Source organism: Leeuwenhoekiella sp. A16 (genome assembly GCF_047946675.1).
Classification (GTDB): Bacteria; Bacteroidota; Bacteroidia; order Flavobacteriales; family Flavobacteriaceae; genus Leeuwenhoekiella.
The window spans coordinates 2,015,722-2,030,929 of record NZ_CP172313.1; the positions used below are offsets into that span (position 1 = coordinate 2,015,722).

Annotated in this window: 15 protein-coding genes; 3 read left to right on the forward strand and 12 right to left on the reverse strand. The window is 39.2% G+C overall.

Annotated features, from left to right (window positions below):
* Positions 1 to 64: 64 nt before the first annotated feature.
* The 8 genes from ACH3O9_RS08660 to ACH3O9_RS08695 all read right to left on the reverse strand — a co-directional run bounded on the left by ACH3O9_RS08660 (position 65) and on the right by ACH3O9_RS08695 (position 9,453).
* Complete coding sequence (locus ACH3O9_RS08660; protein ID WP_416446301.1) at positions 65 to 859, reverse strand: tryptophan-rich sensory protein; 795 nt, start codon at positions 857 to 859, stop codon at positions 65 to 67.
* A complete protein-coding gene (locus ACH3O9_RS08665; protein ID WP_416446303.1) occupies positions 856 to 2,010 on the reverse strand; it encodes an aminotransferase class V-fold PLP-dependent enzyme in 1,155 nt (384 codons plus the stop codon). The genes ACH3O9_RS08660 and ACH3O9_RS08665 overlap by 4 nt, the downstream gene beginning before the upstream one ends.
* 5 nt (positions 2,011 to 2,015) lie before the next feature.
* The gene (gene pdeM / locus ACH3O9_RS08670) at positions 2,016 to 2,654 is read right to left on the reverse strand and encodes a ligase-associated DNA damage response endonuclease PdeM (RefSeq protein ID WP_416446656.1); all 639 of its coding nucleotides are present in this window, start codon (positions 2,652 to 2,654) and stop codon (positions 2,016 to 2,018) included.
* A gap of 121 nt (positions 2,655 to 2,775) precedes the next feature.
* On the reverse strand, positions 2,776 to 3,183 hold the full coding sequence (locus tag ACH3O9_RS08675; RefSeq protein WP_416446305.1) for a VOC family protein: 408 nt from the start codon (positions 3,181 to 3,183) through the stop codon (positions 2,776 to 2,778).
* 390 nt (positions 3,184 to 3,573) lie between these two features.
* Complete coding sequence (locus ACH3O9_RS08680; RefSeq protein ID WP_416446307.1) at positions 3,574 to 6,039, reverse strand: ligase-associated DNA damage response DEXH box helicase; 2,466 nt, start codon at positions 6,037 to 6,039, stop codon at positions 3,574 to 3,576.
* A 124-nt stretch (positions 6,040 to 6,163) separates the two neighbouring features.
* Positions 6,164 to 6,526: an endonuclease domain-containing protein gene (locus ACH3O9_RS08685; RefSeq protein ID WP_416446309.1), complete on the reverse strand. Its 363-nt coding sequence runs from the start codon at positions 6,524 to 6,526 to the stop codon at positions 6,164 to 6,166.
* A gap of 223 nt (positions 6,527 to 6,749) precedes the next feature.
* Positions 6,750 to 8,369 (reverse strand): ATP-dependent DNA ligase, encoded by a 1,620-nt coding sequence (locus ACH3O9_RS08690; protein ID WP_416446311.1) that lies wholly within the window; start codon positions 8,367 to 8,369, stop codon positions 6,750 to 6,752.
* A 64-nt stretch (positions 8,370 to 8,433) separates the two neighbouring features.
* Positions 8,434 to 9,453: a ligase-associated DNA damage response exonuclease gene (locus ACH3O9_RS08695; protein WP_416446313.1), complete on the reverse strand. Its 1,020-nt coding sequence runs from the start codon at positions 9,451 to 9,453 to the stop codon at positions 8,434 to 8,436.
* Between the two features lie 179 nt (positions 9,454 to 9,632).
* Between ACH3O9_RS08695 and ACH3O9_RS08700 the strand changes: the two genes are divergently transcribed.
* Positions 9,633 to 10,055, forward strand: a complete 423-nt coding sequence (locus tag ACH3O9_RS08700; protein WP_416446315.1) for a TerB family tellurite resistance protein — start codon at positions 9,633 to 9,635, stop codon at positions 10,053 to 10,055.
* Between the two features lie 3 nt (positions 10,056 to 10,058).
* Here ACH3O9_RS08700 and ACH3O9_RS08705 read toward each other — a convergent pair whose 3' ends face one another.
* From ACH3O9_RS08705 to ACH3O9_RS08720, 4 genes are read right to left on the reverse strand one after another with little or no spacing between them, the layout of a single operon-like run.
* Entirely contained in the window at positions 10,059 to 11,597 is a 1,539-nt protein-coding gene (locus tag ACH3O9_RS08705; RefSeq protein ID WP_416446317.1) for an ATP-binding protein, read from the reverse strand.
* Positions 11,590 to 12,084, reverse strand: coding sequence for a Rab family GTPase (locus ACH3O9_RS08710; protein ID WP_416446319.1), 495 nt, complete (start codon positions 12,082 to 12,084; stop codon positions 11,590 to 11,592). The genes ACH3O9_RS08705 and ACH3O9_RS08710 overlap by 8 nt, the downstream gene beginning before the upstream one ends.
* Entirely contained in the window at positions 12,071 to 12,880 is an 810-nt protein-coding gene (locus ACH3O9_RS08715) for a cell envelope biogenesis protein OmpA (protein ID WP_416446321.1), read from the reverse strand. The genes ACH3O9_RS08710 and ACH3O9_RS08715 overlap by 14 nt, the downstream gene beginning before the upstream one ends.
* 10 nt (positions 12,881 to 12,890) lie before the next feature.
* A complete protein-coding gene (locus tag ACH3O9_RS08720) occupies positions 12,891 to 13,235 on the reverse strand; it encodes a fructose 1,6-bisphosphatase (RefSeq protein WP_416446327.1) in 345 nt (114 codons plus the stop codon).
* Between the two features lie 196 nt (positions 13,236 to 13,431).
* Between ACH3O9_RS08720 and ACH3O9_RS08725 the strand changes: the two genes are divergently transcribed.
* Both ACH3O9_RS08725 and ACH3O9_RS08730 read left to right on the forward strand, forming a co-directional pair.
* Entirely contained in the window at positions 13,432 to 13,920 is a 489-nt protein-coding gene (locus tag ACH3O9_RS08725; RefSeq protein WP_416446334.1) for a GNAT family N-acetyltransferase, read from the forward strand.
* 5 nt (positions 13,921 to 13,925) lie between these two features.
* The gene (locus tag ACH3O9_RS08730; RefSeq protein WP_416446336.1) at positions 13,926 to 15,176 is read left to right on the forward strand and encodes an aspartate kinase; all 1,251 of its coding nucleotides are present in this window, start codon (positions 13,926 to 13,928) and stop codon (positions 15,174 to 15,176) included.
* The last annotated feature ends 32 nt before the right edge of the window (positions 15,177 to 15,208 follow it).

A 15,208-nucleotide genomic window follows, 5' to 3' on the forward strand; every position in this document is an offset into this window, starting at 1 on the left:
GTCAGTTCGAGTGTTTTTTTTTTCGCTCAATGCGAAAGAAAAACGTATCAAGAACTTCTTTTAATTACCTTCTTTCTTTCAACTTCGCCAACGGACTCGTATCTCTGTTTTTATAACCATGAATGCCAGCTGCGATAATCAATAAAATGCTTCCGCAGAGCGCATAATAAGCTATCGCATTAATGCTTCCATTATGCTTGATGAACAGGGCAAATAGTGCCCATGCACCTACAAGAGCAAATTCTCGCATGTTTCGCAGATTGATCATGAGCATGTTGATGAAAACGGCAACCGTGATCATAATCATCGTCCAGACGATCTGATTAAGATGAGAACCGGCAAGATCTATTTTCACCAAAAAGGAAGCGATATTGGCAATGGTCGCTACGGCAATCCAACCCGAATAAAAGCAAATAGGCCACCACACAAAAGCGATCACTTTTAGCGGCGCATCCCAACGTTCCATGTTTGTATTGATTACAACTTTGAGCAGGCTCACTAGTATTCCAATCATTATCAATACCGAAAGCCCGATGTATTCATAGGTAAATGCAAAAACCCACGCAGTGGTGAGAAAATTGGCAAGCGCAAACCAATAACCGGTCTGTTCAATAAAATCGGTGTTTTTATGGCTAAAAAAGGCTCTTTTTACCTGAAAAACGGAATAAGCGATTAATCCCAGAAAGATGACTCCCCAGATAGCAAAAGCATAATCGGCTGGTGTAAACAGGTTAAAATACTTATAACTTACTTCTCCATTTGTAGTGTCATTAAAACGCAGAATCTGCGAAGCAGCATTTACGACAATAACCAGAATTACCGAGAATAGATTGAGTAACGCGAGTTTTTTCTTTTTCATAGTAGAGTTTTAAAAACTGAGATCAGCTTTTCAAAATCCTCAGCCGTATTGTAAACATGTGGTGAAACGCGGATGGCATTCCCACGATAAGAGACCAGAATTTTTTCTTTAGAAAGTGCAGCCTTTACTTTGTCTATAGAAATTGTTTGTGGAAGATAAATACCAAAAAGGTGTTGCCCGCGATACCCATCTTCTTCAATATAGCAGCCCATTTCGCGTAAAGCGGAAACAGCTTCCTGCGAAATCTCTTTGCAATACTCCTGAATGGCCTGAGGTGTCCATTCTATCAATTGCTCAATCGATTGGGTAAGCATGGGTGTTAGCACAAAATTACTTGATTCTCCTACAGAAAATCTTCCTGCTCTCGACTGATAATTTTCCTGGTAATTTGTGAGCAGTGAAAAGTCTTCACTGTCTGCGCGATTCATCCAGTTGTGTTCAATGGGGTTTCCGTAATGGAGAGATTCGGCATAATAAGCTACGCCAAGCGAATATGGTCCTAACAACCATTTGTAACCGCCGCAGATCAAAGCATCAGGTTTGATTTCTGCTACAGAAAAAGGAAAAGCACCTACACTTTGTGTACCGTCAATGACTAATTTACCGCCTTTTTTATGCACTTTTTCACCGATTTTTGCCAATTGAAACCGGGTTCCGTCTGCCCAATGGCAATGTGCTAGAGCGACTAAAGCTGTATTGGGATTAATGGCATTTAGAATTTTTTCATTCCAAAGTCGCCCTCGATCTTTTAATTCCGTGGGAGGTTCAATATTAATGATCTTCGCACCGGTGCGTTCTGCCAGATGCTGCCAGGAATAAATATTACTGGGAAATTGCTCATGCGCTACTAAAATTTCGTCAGTTGGTTTTAAATTCAGGCTGTTGGCCACGTTTGCCATTCCGTAAGAAACCGACGGTATGATCGCGATATCCTGATAATCAGAAGCTTTGATCAATTGAGCAAAGCGTTTTTTTAACGGATTGCGAATTTCAATAAAATCCTCAGGCGTGATAGAGTAGGGTTTCGCTTTTCGCTTTAAGCTCTCTATTCCCAGTGCAGTTACACTTTTAAGTTGGGGAGACATGTACGCGCCGTTGAGGTATGTGATATCTTCATCAAGCTCAAAAAGATGCTTTTGATTTGTGAGCATATAAATTAGTTAGTTACTAAAATTACCTCATTTTTAGTTATCGCAAAAACCTGATCTCCGGGTTTTGGGTTTAAATAAAAATTGCCCGTAAAGGTGCCAAAAGCGGGTAAAATAAGCTGATTTTTGGTCTTGAAAAAACAGGAAAGTTTAAGGCTTCTACCGCCAAAACCAGACAGTCTGATACCCGGATGAATGTGACCTGAGAAATTAAAAAAGTCTTCGCGTTCTTCAGGATGGTGTGTAAGCAGAAAGTTTTCTAAAACCCATTCTGAATGTATGCGTATACCAATTTCTTCATATTTAAGAGGCGAAATAATATCGTGATTACCGGCTATGAGAATAATTTTACGTTGCGTTTGCAGCACCCAATTTTCAAAAAGCTGCCATTCAGAATTTAGCGAACTATGAAATAAATCACCCAGAAAACAAATGATTTTAGGCGAAAAGTGATTGACGACTTTAGTAAGCTCAGTAAAATTTTTATGAATTGCTTTTGCAGGAACGGCACTACCGTATTTCCTGAAATGGGAAACCTTGCCCAAATGTACATCTGCAATAAGCAGCATATTCTGTTCTTCCCAGAAAATCACTCCGCAGGGATGTAAGCCGAATGTGTTGTCATTAATTGAAATTTTCTCTGTCATAGCGCCTGCAAAGTTCTGCTTTTTCATTCAAAAAATAGGCTTTAAAACTTATGAGTGAATGGCGATATAAATAAAAAAGCCCGCTTTAAAAGCAGGCTTTTTTAGGCTAATTCAAATAAATCTAATTTTCCTGATAATTCAGCATCCAGGAGATTCCGAATTTATCGTGAAATCTAGTGTAGTATGCGTTCCAACTCGTTTCTTGTAAAGGAGTGTCGATACGGCCACCTTGAGATAATTTCTCAAAAAGTTCATCTGTTTCCTCTTTACTGTCCAGATCAACGCTGAGCGAAATCTGATTGCCTTCATTTAACGGCGTATCTGGGGCGGCATCGTAGGCCATTATGTGGATCCCCTTACCTTTCAGTTCGGCATGCTGCAACTTGTTTCTGTAATTTTCGGGAATGTCAATTTCTTTTCCTTCATACGTTTCCTTATTCTGAATCTCTGCATCAAAACAATCCCTGTAAAAATTCAGGGCTTCCTGACAGTTTCCTCTAAAGGTTAAATATGGTTGTACTTTTTTCATGATTGTTAGTTTTTATAAAGCTAGCAAGAATGCGGCTTAAGCCGAAATTGAAGGTGTTATTTTCTTCTTAATCCATAGCTAAAATGTGTTAACCACATCACTAAGGAGTTTACCCATTTTAATTTTTTGAAGTTCCTTCCCTTCAGAAGGGAAGGTGGATTCGCTTTAAGCGAAAGACGGAAGGGTTAACCCTGAACCACCCCGTCTCAATCTTACGCTTGAGCCACCCCTCCTTGAAAAGTAGGGGAATTTGTACTAACCCGAAAACATACAGCTCAACCTGCAAGGTCTTCAAGACCTTGTAGGTTTTCCATTTTGATACGCATTCGCATTAGACCTACAAGGTTATCAAAACCTTGCAGGTCTGTCATTGACCTTACCGGTCAGACGTTATATTTTATCCAGATACGTAAGCATCTTTTTGATCTGGTCTTCGAGTTTCTCGCTGGATAGTTTTTCGCGCAAGCGGTCTGTGATGATTGGGAATGAAAAAGGAGTTGGTTTTTCGCAATATTTGATCACTATTTCCTGATTTTCTATGCGTTCTAAGGCAATGCGTAAGCGGCCTTCTTCCAGTTGATGTTCAAAAGTTTCGCGATAAGCCTGCTGAAAAAGGAGGTTTTCAGGTTCATAATCCCGAAAAACCTCAAATAGTAACTGACTATTACTTTGAAGGTGCTTGCTTTTTACAACCTTACCGGGATAACCCGTGAACACCATCCCGGCAATCACAGCGATATCACGAAATTTACGGCGAGCCATTTCTGTAGAATTCAAGCTCTTTTGCAGATCATCAAGAAGAAAATCAGGCGTAAAAAGGTCATTATCTAAAACCTGTTGCAGATCAATCTGCTGGTCTGAAAGAATTTCAAAACCATAATCATTAAATGCAATGCTAAAAGAAGTAGGAGAAAGCAAACTAATGCGATAGGCCAGCAAACTACCCAGCGCTTCATGCACAAACCGCCCTTCAAAAGGATAGAAAATATGATGAAAACCTTCCCTGCTTTGAAAAGTTTCAATTAAAAACTGATCAGCATTAGGAACAATTGATTCTTTTCGCTGTCGCGAAAAAATATGTTGCAAGGCACGCAATTCTCTACTTTGATTTTGAGCAGGTTCATTTGCCGAGTATAATTCTTGCCGTAACAATTCGCTCATTTGTGCGGAAAGTGTTAATCTTCCGCCCATCCAACTCACAATGCGAGCGTTTTTTACTTTGGCTTTTTTAACCAAAACCTGCATATTCTTGATGCGGTATAATTCAAGAGTTCTACCGGCAAAAGTGAAAACATCTCCCGGATTTAATTTAGAAATAAACCATTCTTCAATACTGCCAATGAATCCGCCCTTTAAATATTTTACAGCCATTGCGGCATCACCTACAATAGTACCTATTTGCAAACGGTGTCGCATGGCGATGCCGCGGTTGTTGACTTTAAATAAGCCGTTGTCTTCTATCTCAACTTTTTTATATTCGTCATACGCTTTCAGCGATTGGCTGCCTTTGGTAATAAAATTGAGAATCCACCGCCATTGGTCTTCGCTCATTGTCTGAAAACAAAAAGTAGATTTAATCTCCGGCCAAATTTCATTGGGATAAAATCCGTCAGAAACCGCCAGCGTGGTTAAATATTGTACCAAAACATCAAAACTAAGCAGATACGGAATTCTATCTTCTACTACCTGTTTTTTTACAGCTTCCCCTAAAGCCGAAGCTTCAATAAGTTCGATAGCGTGGGTAGGTAAAAAATAAATAACACTTTCTTTTCCCGGCTGGTGACCACTACGCCCGGCACGTTGCAAAAAACGAGCTACACCTTTAGGTCCGCCTATTTGAATAATCGTCTCAACCGGCGTAAAATCGACGCCCAGATCAAGACTAGATGTACAAACGACTGCTTTGAGACTTTCATTACGAATAGCTTCTTCTACCCAAAGTCTTGTCTCTTTGTTGATGCTCCCGTGATGCATCGCAACCTCACCTGCAAACTCTGGATATTTATTTATCAACCGCTGAAACCAGATTTCGCACTGTCCACGTGTGTTTGTAAAAAGAAGGGTCGTTTTACTCTTCTTGATGATGGGTACGACTTCATCAAGCAAGTGCAAACCCAGATGACCGCGCCAGGGAAATGTTTCCATTTTCTCCGGAATAATACTGTCAACTCTTATTTTTTTATCGATTTCTGCTTTAATTAAAACTGAATTTTCCAACGCCGGTGATTCTGGTCCCAACAATACCTCACGTGCTTGTTGCAAATTTCCTATGGTTGCCGAAATTCCCCAGATGCGCAGTTTAGGAGCGATGGTTTTTAATCTGGAAAGGGCGAGTTCTGTCTGTACGCCGCGCTTTGTGCCTAGCAATTCGTGCCACTCGTCAATCACAATGGCAGAGCAGTCTTTAAAGGTTTTGTCATAACCTTTTGATGAAAGTAAAAGATGCAAACTTTCCGGAGTGGTGATAAGAAGGTCTGGCATTTGCTTTTTCTGCTTGGCTCGTTCGGCCATGCTCGTGTCCCCAGAACGAATCCCTACGGTAATCTGAGTTCCTATTTCATCAGCAAAGCGTTGAGAAGCCTGTGCAATTTCCACAGATAGAGAGCGTAATGGTGTAATCCAAATCGCTTTAAGTCCTTTTTTATGTTTGGTTTTATAATCGGGATTGCTTCTTATGTAATCAAGCACAATTGGAATCCAGAGCGCATAGGTTTTCCCGCTTCCTGTGGGCGCGTTTAGGAGTCCGTTTTTACAATCCAAAAATGCCTGCCAGGTTTCCCGCTGAAAGGGAAAAGGTTTCCATTTTTGGTTTTTAAACCAGGACTCGGGGATATTATAAAGTTGCTTTTCTGTCATAATTAAAACCCTTCCGTCTTTTCGCTTCGCTCAAGACACCTTCCCTTGGCAAGGGAAGGAGCTTTTTTTAGTTCCCCTCTTTAAAAAGGAGAGGTGCCCGATGAAAATCGGGCGGGGTGGTTCTTTACTTTTTAAAATTATCTTTTATCTCTTGCAACACAGACGGCAACAAATCAAAAACCATTTTATTTTCAAATCGAATTACTGCAAAACCGAGTTCTTCTAATCTGGCTGTTCTTTTCAAATCATATTTTTCGGCTGTGGGATTCATATGTACCTGACCATCTAATTCTATAATGAGCTTTTCACCCGGACAATAAAAATCTACTATATAATTTTCAATACTATGCTGTCTTCTAAATTTTCTTCCTTCTAATTGAGAGCTTTTTAAATGTTTCCACAAAAAAGCTTCGGCTGGAGTTAAGTGTTTGCGCAAATCTTTCCGAAAGGATTCTAGTTCTTTTCTGTTGTAGATTTGCTTTTTCATTGTATTAGTTTGTAACCCTTCCGTCTTTCGCTTCGCTCAAGCCACCTTCCCTTAACAAGGGAAGGTGCTTTTTTAACTGTTCCCCACCTTTTTAAGGAGGGGTGCCCAACGGGTGGGGTGGTTTTTTTAATCCCTCCAGAGGGTTTAATTCCCCGAGGCTTGCCTCGAATAGAAAAGGGATTTTCCAATTCATACCTCGTGGGCTTGCCCCGAGGTTCTTGATTTACCCTTCATTATTCTCTTTTTCCACTTTCGGTATCAATGATTTTAAATCTTCCAATGTATTAGCATCTTCTATTTTTTTGTCTTTTCGCCAGCGCAACATACGCGGGAAACGGGTTGCGACACCGCTTTTGTGACGGGAAGAGGGAGCAAGGCCTTCAAAAGCGATCTCAAAAACGTGATGTGGAGTCACACTGCGTACGGGGCCAAAGCGCTCTAATGTATTTCGTTTTATCCAGGCATCGAGGCTGCGGAATTCGGCATCGGTAAGACCGGAATATGCTTTCGCGAAAGTGACCAGTTCTTCTTTGTTTTCATCCCAAAGGCCGAAAGTGTAATCTGTAAATAGATTACTTCGGCGGCCGTGACCGCGCATGGCGTAGGTGAGCACCGCGTCGATAGTAAGCGGATCGACCTTCCACTTCCACCAATCACCTTTTTTACGACCTACTAAATAGGGTGAGTCTTTTCGTTTAAGCATCAAGCCTTCAGACATAACTTCGCGGGAGCGCTCTCGTTCTGCGGCGGCTTCTTGCCAATTTGCAAATTGCATGGTTTCAGAAAGGTGCAAGGGCAGTTCGTCATGTTTAACATCCTGATATAGTTTTTCCAGAATTTCACGTCTTTCGGCGAAAGCCAAACTGCGAATATCTTCTCCGTTCCATTCTAAAATATCGTAGGCTTTTAAGATGACGGGGGTCTTTTTAAGCTGATTTTTAGTGATATTCTTTCGCCCAATTCGAGTTTGTAAATCGTTAAAAGTGCCTATAAAATCGTCTTTAAAAGGCAAAATTTCGCCATCCAGAACGGTTCCATCGGGTATCACGTTTACAAAAGTCTGAAATTCTGGGTATTTATCGGTTACCAGTTCTTCGCCGCGTGACCATACAAAGAGTTCATTATTGCGCACAATCACCTGCGAGCGGATGCCATCCCATTTATGCTCAGCAAACCAGTCTGATATATCACCCAAATCTTCCGGTTGGCCCTCAATGGCGTAAGCCAAATAAAATGGAAATGGTTTACTTAAAAAATCCTCCTCATTTTCTTCTAAAATCAGCTTTTTAAAGGTAGTTTTTTGCGGTGACCAATCGCCCATGAGTTTATAAGCGAGAATATCTTCATCTATGCCGGTAGCTTTTGCCAGCGCACGCGTCATTAACTTCTGACTTACCCCAATACGAAAACTGCCGGTGATTAATTTCGTAAAAACGAAACGCTCGTAATAATTCAAATCGGTCCAGTTGGTAAAAAGATACTCGCGTTTTTCCTCATCTGTTTTTTTCTTGAGGGCAATCATCTCTTCTAGAAATTGGGTCAGGCTCTTGTCTGTGCTTTCTTCAGAAGCGGGAATGATAAGCGCAATTGTTTCGGCCAGGTCGCCTACTATATGATAGCTTTCTTCAAACAACCATAACGGAATATTTGCCAATTCAGTAGCCCAGGTGCGCAACAATGTGGTATTTACAGGACGCGGTGGGCGCCGATGTGAAAGTATAGCAATCGCCCATAGCTTATCATAAGGGTTTGCTTCCCTGAAATAAGCAGCTAACGCCTCCACTTTTAAGTTGGTTTTATTAGTGCTGTCGATTTGCCGTATGAGTTCTGCGAATTGTTTCATGCCTCACCTTCCCTCTCTGCCTTTCAGGCATCTCTTCCCAAGGGAGAGAATTACAAATGATTTATTAATCTTCATTTTCTTTATCTTTTTGAGTGCCGTCTTCATCTTCTTCGTATTGAGTTTGTTCGGTGCGGGCGTCATAACCTTGCTCGCGGAGAAAGCGTGAAAAAATATCGGTATAGCCATGTGTACAGATAATTTTATGCGCACCCGTTTCTTTGATACTCTGTAATAATCCCTGCCAGTCACAGTGGTCTGAAAGGACAAAACCTTTGTCGATTGCGCGTCTTCTTCGCGCTCCGCGAAAGGTCATCCAGCCGCTCGCCGAAGCAGTAACGTAAGGCACCATTTTACGTAACCACGGGCTGCCGTGAGCGCTTGGGGGTGCCACGACTATATTGCCTTTTAATTCTTCTTTTTTGGTTTCACGAGTAATGCGTTCTGTGGGGGGTAAATCGACTAAAGTGCGAATTACTTCATTCATATTCTCTACGGCACCGTGCGTGTATATTTTCCCAATATTTGTGTCCAGATGTTTGATTAGACGTTGGGCTTTGCCTAGAGAATAGCCGAAAAGAACGGATGTCCTCCCATCAGCTTTATTTTGTGCCCACCATTGATTGATGTCATTCATTACCTGCGCTTGTGGAATCCATTTGAAAGCGGGCAGGCCAAAGGTGCATTCGGTGATAAACGTGTCGCAACGAATAGGTTCATAAGGAACAGCGATGCCATCATCTTCAGTTTTGTAATCACCTGTAAAAACCCAGACTTCACCTTTATGTTCAACACGTATTTGAGAACTACCAATGATATGCCCGGCAGGATGAAAACTAAATTCTACGTTGTTGATCGTGAAACTTTCACCAAATTCTTTTCCGGAAACTTCTATGTCTCCCAAGCGATGTTTTATAATAGGCACATTAGTGTGCTGCGTAATATATTGTTTATGACCATAGCGGCTGTGGTCTGCATGGCCATGCGAAATAATAGCCTTGTCTACTGGTTTCCATGGGTCTAAATAAACTTTCGCGGCGGCGCAATAAATGCCTTTTTCATTAAATTGTAGAAGTGGTTCTGCCATTGTAAAATGAAGTTATGCATTGTTCATTTTATGACGATGGGGATTAAGAAAAGATTATATCTTCTTAAGCTGTAAGTGCTGAGAACAGCTGTGAAATAGGTGCTTTGTTAAAATAATTAAGGTAAGATTTTTTAAAGCTGGCGGAATAATTATCTTTGCACTCTCAAAAAAATGTTAATATGTCTTTTACAGATTTGTTTGATAGTGGTGAGCATAGGAGAAACCTAGGGCATTTTGCTGCTATTGCTAATATGGCTACCGTTGATGGAGCTTTAAATGGTGAAGAAGAAAAGTTGCTAAAACGCTTTGCCATAAAACTCGACATTGACGAGCAAGAGTATAAAGAGGTATTAGAAGATCCCAATAAATTTCCTATTAATCCTCCTAACAATTCTGCTAAGAGACTAGAGCGTCTTCACGATTTATTCAGAATGATATTTGCAGATCATTATATTGAAGATCACGAGCGTTTTCTTATCGAAAAATACGCAATAGGGTTAGGTTTTTCTGCTGAGAATGCTCAAAAAATCATCAAACGCTCAATTGATATATTTAGCGGCGGGATAGATTTTGAAGACTATCTTTATTTATTAGAGAAATAGAACTTACTTTCTACTACGTTTAGATTTTTTTATCTGTTCTGCCACTGTTTCAAACAGGAGTGCACTATTTACGGGTTTTACTAAATAAGCGTTTACACTAGCTGCCAGAGTCTGCTCTTTCTCATCATTTGAGGCGTGAGCTGTAAGTGCCACGATAGGTATCTTACTTATTTTAGGATTCTCTGAGGTGCGTATATGATGGGTAAGATCGAGACCATCCATAATAGGCATGGTAAGATCTGCAAGAATAAGATCGTACTCGCGCTCTTTGATCAATCTTAATGCGATCTCGCCGTTTTTTGCAAGGTCGAGGCTATATTCAGGATGGGTTCTAAACATTTTCATGATTAGCATCTGGTTGATCTCAATATCTTCTGCCATTAAAATTCTGAACTTTTTATCTGGTTCTAGTTCTGTTAATGACTTAGATTTGCGTTTTCTTGATTTACTCTGATTATGTGAAATTTTAAGTTTGATATCAAGACCAAATGTTGAGCCTTCATCTACTTTACTAGCTACGCTAATATCAGCATTCATAAGATCTGCAAGTTGTTTTGCGATACTTAACCCAAGACCGCTACCTTCTACATTGATACCGCGCTTTAATCTATCGAACATGATAAAGATGTTTTCCATCTCTTTATCAGAAATGCCATAGCCTGTATCCTGAACTTCAAATTTAAGATCTATAGTTGATGAGGTTTGCTTCTTAATATTGGCTCTTAGCTCGATATGACCACTGGTTGTGTACTTTAATGCATTTTCCAGAAGGTTGATAAGAATTTGATTTATTCGTAAATCGTCTCCTACTAAATATTGCGGAATACTCTTTGGGATAGCCAATTTGAATTCTATTCCTTTTTCTCTGCATTTTAAAGAATAGGTTTCTTCAAGAGCAGAGATCATAGCTTTAAAATCAAATCGCTTGCTGTCTATTTTAAGCTTACCAGCCTCAATACGTGAAATATCAATAAGATCATCAATAAGAGAAATTAGATTGTTTGATGAGTTCTGTATAATGTTGACAAGATCAAGTTGTTCCTGGCTTAATTCTGTAAGTGTTAGAATTTCAAGAAAACCTTTTATTGCATTTATGGGTGTGCGTATCTCGTGACTAATTGTAGAAAGAAACTTATTCTTAAAGTTGCGTTGTTCTTCTAGCACGCGATTGTTCTCTTCAGAGATACGATACTTTAATATAGACTCGTTCCTAATTTGATAGATTTGATGCAGGTCTTTGTAGTACTTTGTACAATCATTAAGAATTATTGAAGCTTTATCGTCACTTTCTCTGGTAAAATTTACATCCAGAAATAGGTCTTCACCCTCTCTTTCAAACTTAATGCTGGGGAAGTATTGTGTTTTTTCATCGCTTTCAAAAGCATCAAGAAGGGTAAAAAAGAAAGCGTGAAAATCATGAAGATAGGTTCCCGTTTTTAATTTAAAAAGGCGGTGATCACTATCTAAAATTGTATTCTCTTTATCTATAAGTATGATCTGTGTAGATCTGTCAAAGTATTCTTGTTTAATCTTCTCAAGCATGAAGGGATAATTGTATGGCCAGATCGTGAAACACTTTTTCTACATTCTGGCCGGTTTTTGCACTAGAAAGATAAGCCTGTTTTATTTCTTTTTCTTTTAATCGCTCCTCGATAAGCTCTTGTTCGACCAAATCGACCTTATTCCCGATGATCTGTATAAGAGCATCAGGATATTTCTCTTTAAGGTAATCAATATTCACTTTAAGATCTTGATAGGTGATAGGTCTGGAAGCATCAAAAACATATATAAATGCAGAAGCTCCCATAAGATAAGAGGATCTAAAATTTTTCATTTCATCGTTTCCTTCAACATCCCACAGAATAAGATTCATTCTGTTCTCATCAAGATCTACCTGTTTTTTTAAAATATTGACACCTATGGTAACTTTATAATCATCAGAGAATTCATTAGCAACAAAACGCCGAACCAGAGACGATTTTCCCACTCCAAAATGGCCTATAAGTACAATTTTTTTAGATAATGTCATATTTAAAATATTCTGTAAGCTTTAATTTAAATGCGCTGAAATCCTTAATATCATCTTCATTTATTTCATTTTGTGCAAAGTCAAGCAGAATGTCTTCAAGTTTACTTTTAACTGTTGCATTATAAATTCCAGATATAATAACTGCAATATAATATTCCGAAAAATTTTGAACATGTATGGTATAAAGATCATAGGCAATAGCTTCAAGATTTTGCTGGTCTGTTATAAAAGCATCTTCAGCAAAGCTTTTAATAGCTGTAAGCATGCCCGCCATCATATCCTGATCTATCTTCTGCGTTATTGCCAGATTTCCTTTTAAAATACCAGATGATTTCTCAATAACCATCACCTGCTCAATATGAGCCTTATATTGATCTGCAAGTATATCTGCAGCTTCTTGCTCACGGCTCTTTTTACTTTTAAAGCCCGCAGCCCATCTTTTAAAAGAAAAGGTATGACTTATTTGCTCATTTATTTTCTCCTGAAGAACTTTTATTTCATTTTGAACATACTTTTTAATCATTTTACCCATAACAGGGTAAAGCGCTTCTGCCACCGCATCCTGTGATTTCCTGATTTCTGTTTGTAAGGTTTTAGTTATGGTGGGACCCAGAGTAAGCGGCATTTCTTTAATGAACTCCTGCAGGTTTTCATCTATTATGGGCTGCACACGTGCAGAAAGATTGCCTTGCCTTTTCTCAAGTTTATCCAGCTTTTGGGTAATGCGCTGTGCCAGTTCGCGGTCATCAGTAAGTAGAATCTCCCGAAGAATATCAAGTTTATCTTCAGTATTCATAGCGTAGTATTTATTGACCGGCTTTTATCTTTTCGCCAAGCGAAATAAACATATCTCCTATAGTTTTTTTATCAACTTTTATATGGTCAAGATTTTCAGTTTTCTCACTAACCGTATCTTCAAGCTCAGAGATGCGTATGCCAATGTCTGTGCTTAAATTATCTATGCTTTGCGTAAGCTCTTTGCGCACGTCTTCAATATAGACCTCAAGCTCTTCTTTGCGTTTATTGATCTCCTTCTTTACCTGATCAAATTCCTGATTGTACTGAGCGATATTCTCACCAAAGATGAGGTTCTTTATCGCTTCGATCTTTGAGGTTTGTTCTTCGGGGAGTTCTGCGTCTTTTTTTGCCATGAGCCCTTAGTTAGTGTAAAATCAAATATAATAATTAAAACCTAACATTTTTGCATTAAAATCGTTCTGAAAAGGGGAAAAACCCCCTCTTTTTTAAGATTAATTGAATTTTAGGTATGAATTAATTAAAAGTCTGAAATTTCATGTGGTCTTTTCGTAAAAATTGAAAACGTATCTTTAAGCCTAAATAATAAGTATGGATTTCACAATTAGAATAGCAGAAGCAAACGATATGGCTTCTGTGCTCAGATTGATAAAAGAACTGGCAGAATTTGAAAATGAGCCCCATGCGGTAGAAGTGACTGTTGATGATCTAATCTCGTACGGCACCGGTAATAATCCCGATTTTACCTGCTTTATTGCCGAAAATAACCAGGAAATAGTAGGTATTGCGCTGTTATATTTCAGGTTTTCTACCTGGAAGGGTAAGACTGTTCACCTTGAAGACCTTATCGTAAAAAAGGAAAAGCGAGGAGAAGGGATTGGGCTTGCGCTGTATTCTGAAGTTATAAAGTATGCACATAAACAAGGTGTGCGCCGGGTTGAGTGGGTTGTGCTCGACTGGAATGAGACAGCGATAAAATTTTATGAAAATTCTGGAGCGAGCATATTAAAAGACTGGCATACTGTACAAATGGATGCCGAAAGAATGAAGACTTTTCTTCAGGGAAGAAAGTTGATCTAGCAACTATGAAGATTTTTAAATTTGGTGGTGCTTCGGTTAAAGATGCCAATGCGGTAACAAACATGTTTAAAGTTTTGCAGGCTACTGCAGAAAAAGATCTGGTCATTGTAGTTTCGGCAATGGGTAAAACCACAAATGCGCTAGAAGAAGTTGTGCACGCCTATTTTGATGATCCTAAAAATTTAGCTGCTGCAATTGCTAATTCTTACAGCTATCACCTCGATATAATCGCAGAGTTATTTGAAAGTCAGCATAAGGTAATTCTTAATGTAATAGAAGGATATTTTGATGACCTGAAATCTTTTCTTGAGCGAAACAAATCACCCAATTACAATTTTGTTTACGATCAGGTTGTTAGTACTGGGGAATTGCTAAGTACAGCAATTATTTCTCATTATCTAGAAAAAACAGGTTATAAAAATCGGCTTTTAGACATAAGAAATCACCTAAAAACGACCAATAATTACCGGGAAGGCAAGATTAAATGGGACGATTCTCAGGCTTCCTTAATAAAAGCAATTTCGCCAAAAGGCTTTACAGTTACACAGGGTTTTATCGCTTCAGATGAGAACGGTTTTACCACCACGCTGGGCAGAGAAGGCAGCGATTATACAGCCGCAATTCTGGCGTATTGTTTAAATGCAAAATCTGTTACTATCTGGAAAGATGTTCCCGGTGTTCTTAGTGCAGACCCGCGTTATTTTAAAGATGCATTGTTGCTTAATAATATATCTTATCAGGAAGCGATTGAGCTTTCGTTCTACGGTGCGACGGTAATTCACCCCAAAACCCTGCAGCCTTTGCAGCATAAGGAAATTCCACTTTATGTGAAATCATTTGTAGATCCACTTGCGGCTGGCACCTGCGTTACAAAAGGTGAATTATTAGAACCTTTAACGCCTTGTTTTATAACGAAACACAATCAATTATTGATCTCGCTTTCATCACTAGATTTCTCATTTATGATAGAAGAAAATATAGGCGAGGTTTTTAAATTATTAGGCAGGCATAAGATGAAGGTTGACCTTATACAGAATTCTGCAATAAGCTTTTCTGTTTGCATCGATGACAAATATGGGAATTTAGAAGATCTGCTAATTCAGCTAAAGCAACATTTTAAGGTGGCCGTTCACAAAAATGTGCAATTATTTACCATTAGGCATTTTACAGAGAAAGCGCTGCAAACCATAGAAGAAGGCAAAAATGTGCTCCTAAAACAGGTCACTGAAAACACTGTACAGCTGGTAACGCAATAAAAGAGGTTCAATTTTTGTTATATTTGTTTTCT

What these genes read in the sequence shown, in the direction of transcription:
- ACH3O9_RS08665 (WP_416446303.1), bottom strand. Translation starts at nt 2,010, where the DNA reads ATGCTCACAAATCAAAAGCATCTTTTTGAGCTTGATGAAGATATCACA.
- ACH3O9_RS08715 (WP_416446321.1), bottom strand. Translation starts at nt 12,880, where the DNA reads ATGAATACTGAAGATAAACTTGATATTCTTCGGGAGATTCTACTTACT.
- ACH3O9_RS08700 (WP_416446315.1), top strand. Translation starts at nt 9,633, where the DNA reads ATGTCTTTTACAGATTTGTTTGATAGTGGTGAGCATAGGAGAAACCTA.
- ACH3O9_RS08695 (WP_416446313.1), bottom strand. Translation starts at nt 9,453, where the DNA reads ATGGCAGAACCACTTCTACAATTTAATGAAAAAGGCATTTATTGCGCC.
- ACH3O9_RS08680 (WP_416446307.1), bottom strand. Translation starts at nt 6,039, where the DNA reads ATGACAGAAAAGCAACTTTATAATATCCCCGAGTCCTGGTTTAAAAAC.
- ACH3O9_RS08685 (WP_416446309.1), bottom strand. Translation starts at nt 6,526, where the DNA reads ATGAAAAAGCAAATCTACAACAGAAAAGAACTAGAATCCTTTCGGAAA.
- ACH3O9_RS08675 (WP_416446305.1), bottom strand. Translation starts at nt 3,183, where the DNA reads ATGAAAAAAGTACAACCATATTTAACCTTTAGAGGAAACTGTCAGGAA.
- ACH3O9_RS08710 (WP_416446319.1), bottom strand. Translation starts at nt 12,084, where the DNA reads ATGACATTATCTAAAAAAATTGTACTTATAGGCCATTTTGGAGTGGGA.
- ACH3O9_RS08730 (WP_416446336.1), top strand. Translation starts at nt 13,926, where the DNA reads ATGAAGATTTTTAAATTTGGTGGTGCTTCGGTTAAAGATGCCAATGCG.
- pdeM (WP_416446656.1), bottom strand. Translation starts at nt 2,654, where the DNA reads ATGACAGAGAAAATTTCAATTAATGACAACACATTCGGCTTACATCCC.
- ACH3O9_RS08660 (WP_416446301.1), bottom strand. Translation starts at nt 859, where the DNA reads ATGAAAAAGAAAAAACTCGCGTTACTCAATCTATTCTCGGTAATTCTG.
- ACH3O9_RS08705 (WP_416446317.1), bottom strand. Translation starts at nt 11,597, where the DNA reads ATGCTTGAGAAGATTAAACAAGAATACTTTGACAGATCTACACAGATC.
- ACH3O9_RS08725 (WP_416446334.1), top strand. Translation starts at nt 13,432, where the DNA reads ATGGATTTCACAATTAGAATAGCAGAAGCAAACGATATGGCTTCTGTG.
- ACH3O9_RS08720 (WP_416446327.1), bottom strand. Translation starts at nt 13,235, where the DNA reads ATGGCAAAAAAAGACGCAGAACTCCCCGAAGAACAAACCTCAAAGATC.
- ACH3O9_RS08690 (WP_416446311.1), bottom strand. Translation starts at nt 8,369, where the DNA reads ATGAAACAATTCGCAGAACTCATACGGCAAATCGACAGCACTAATAAA.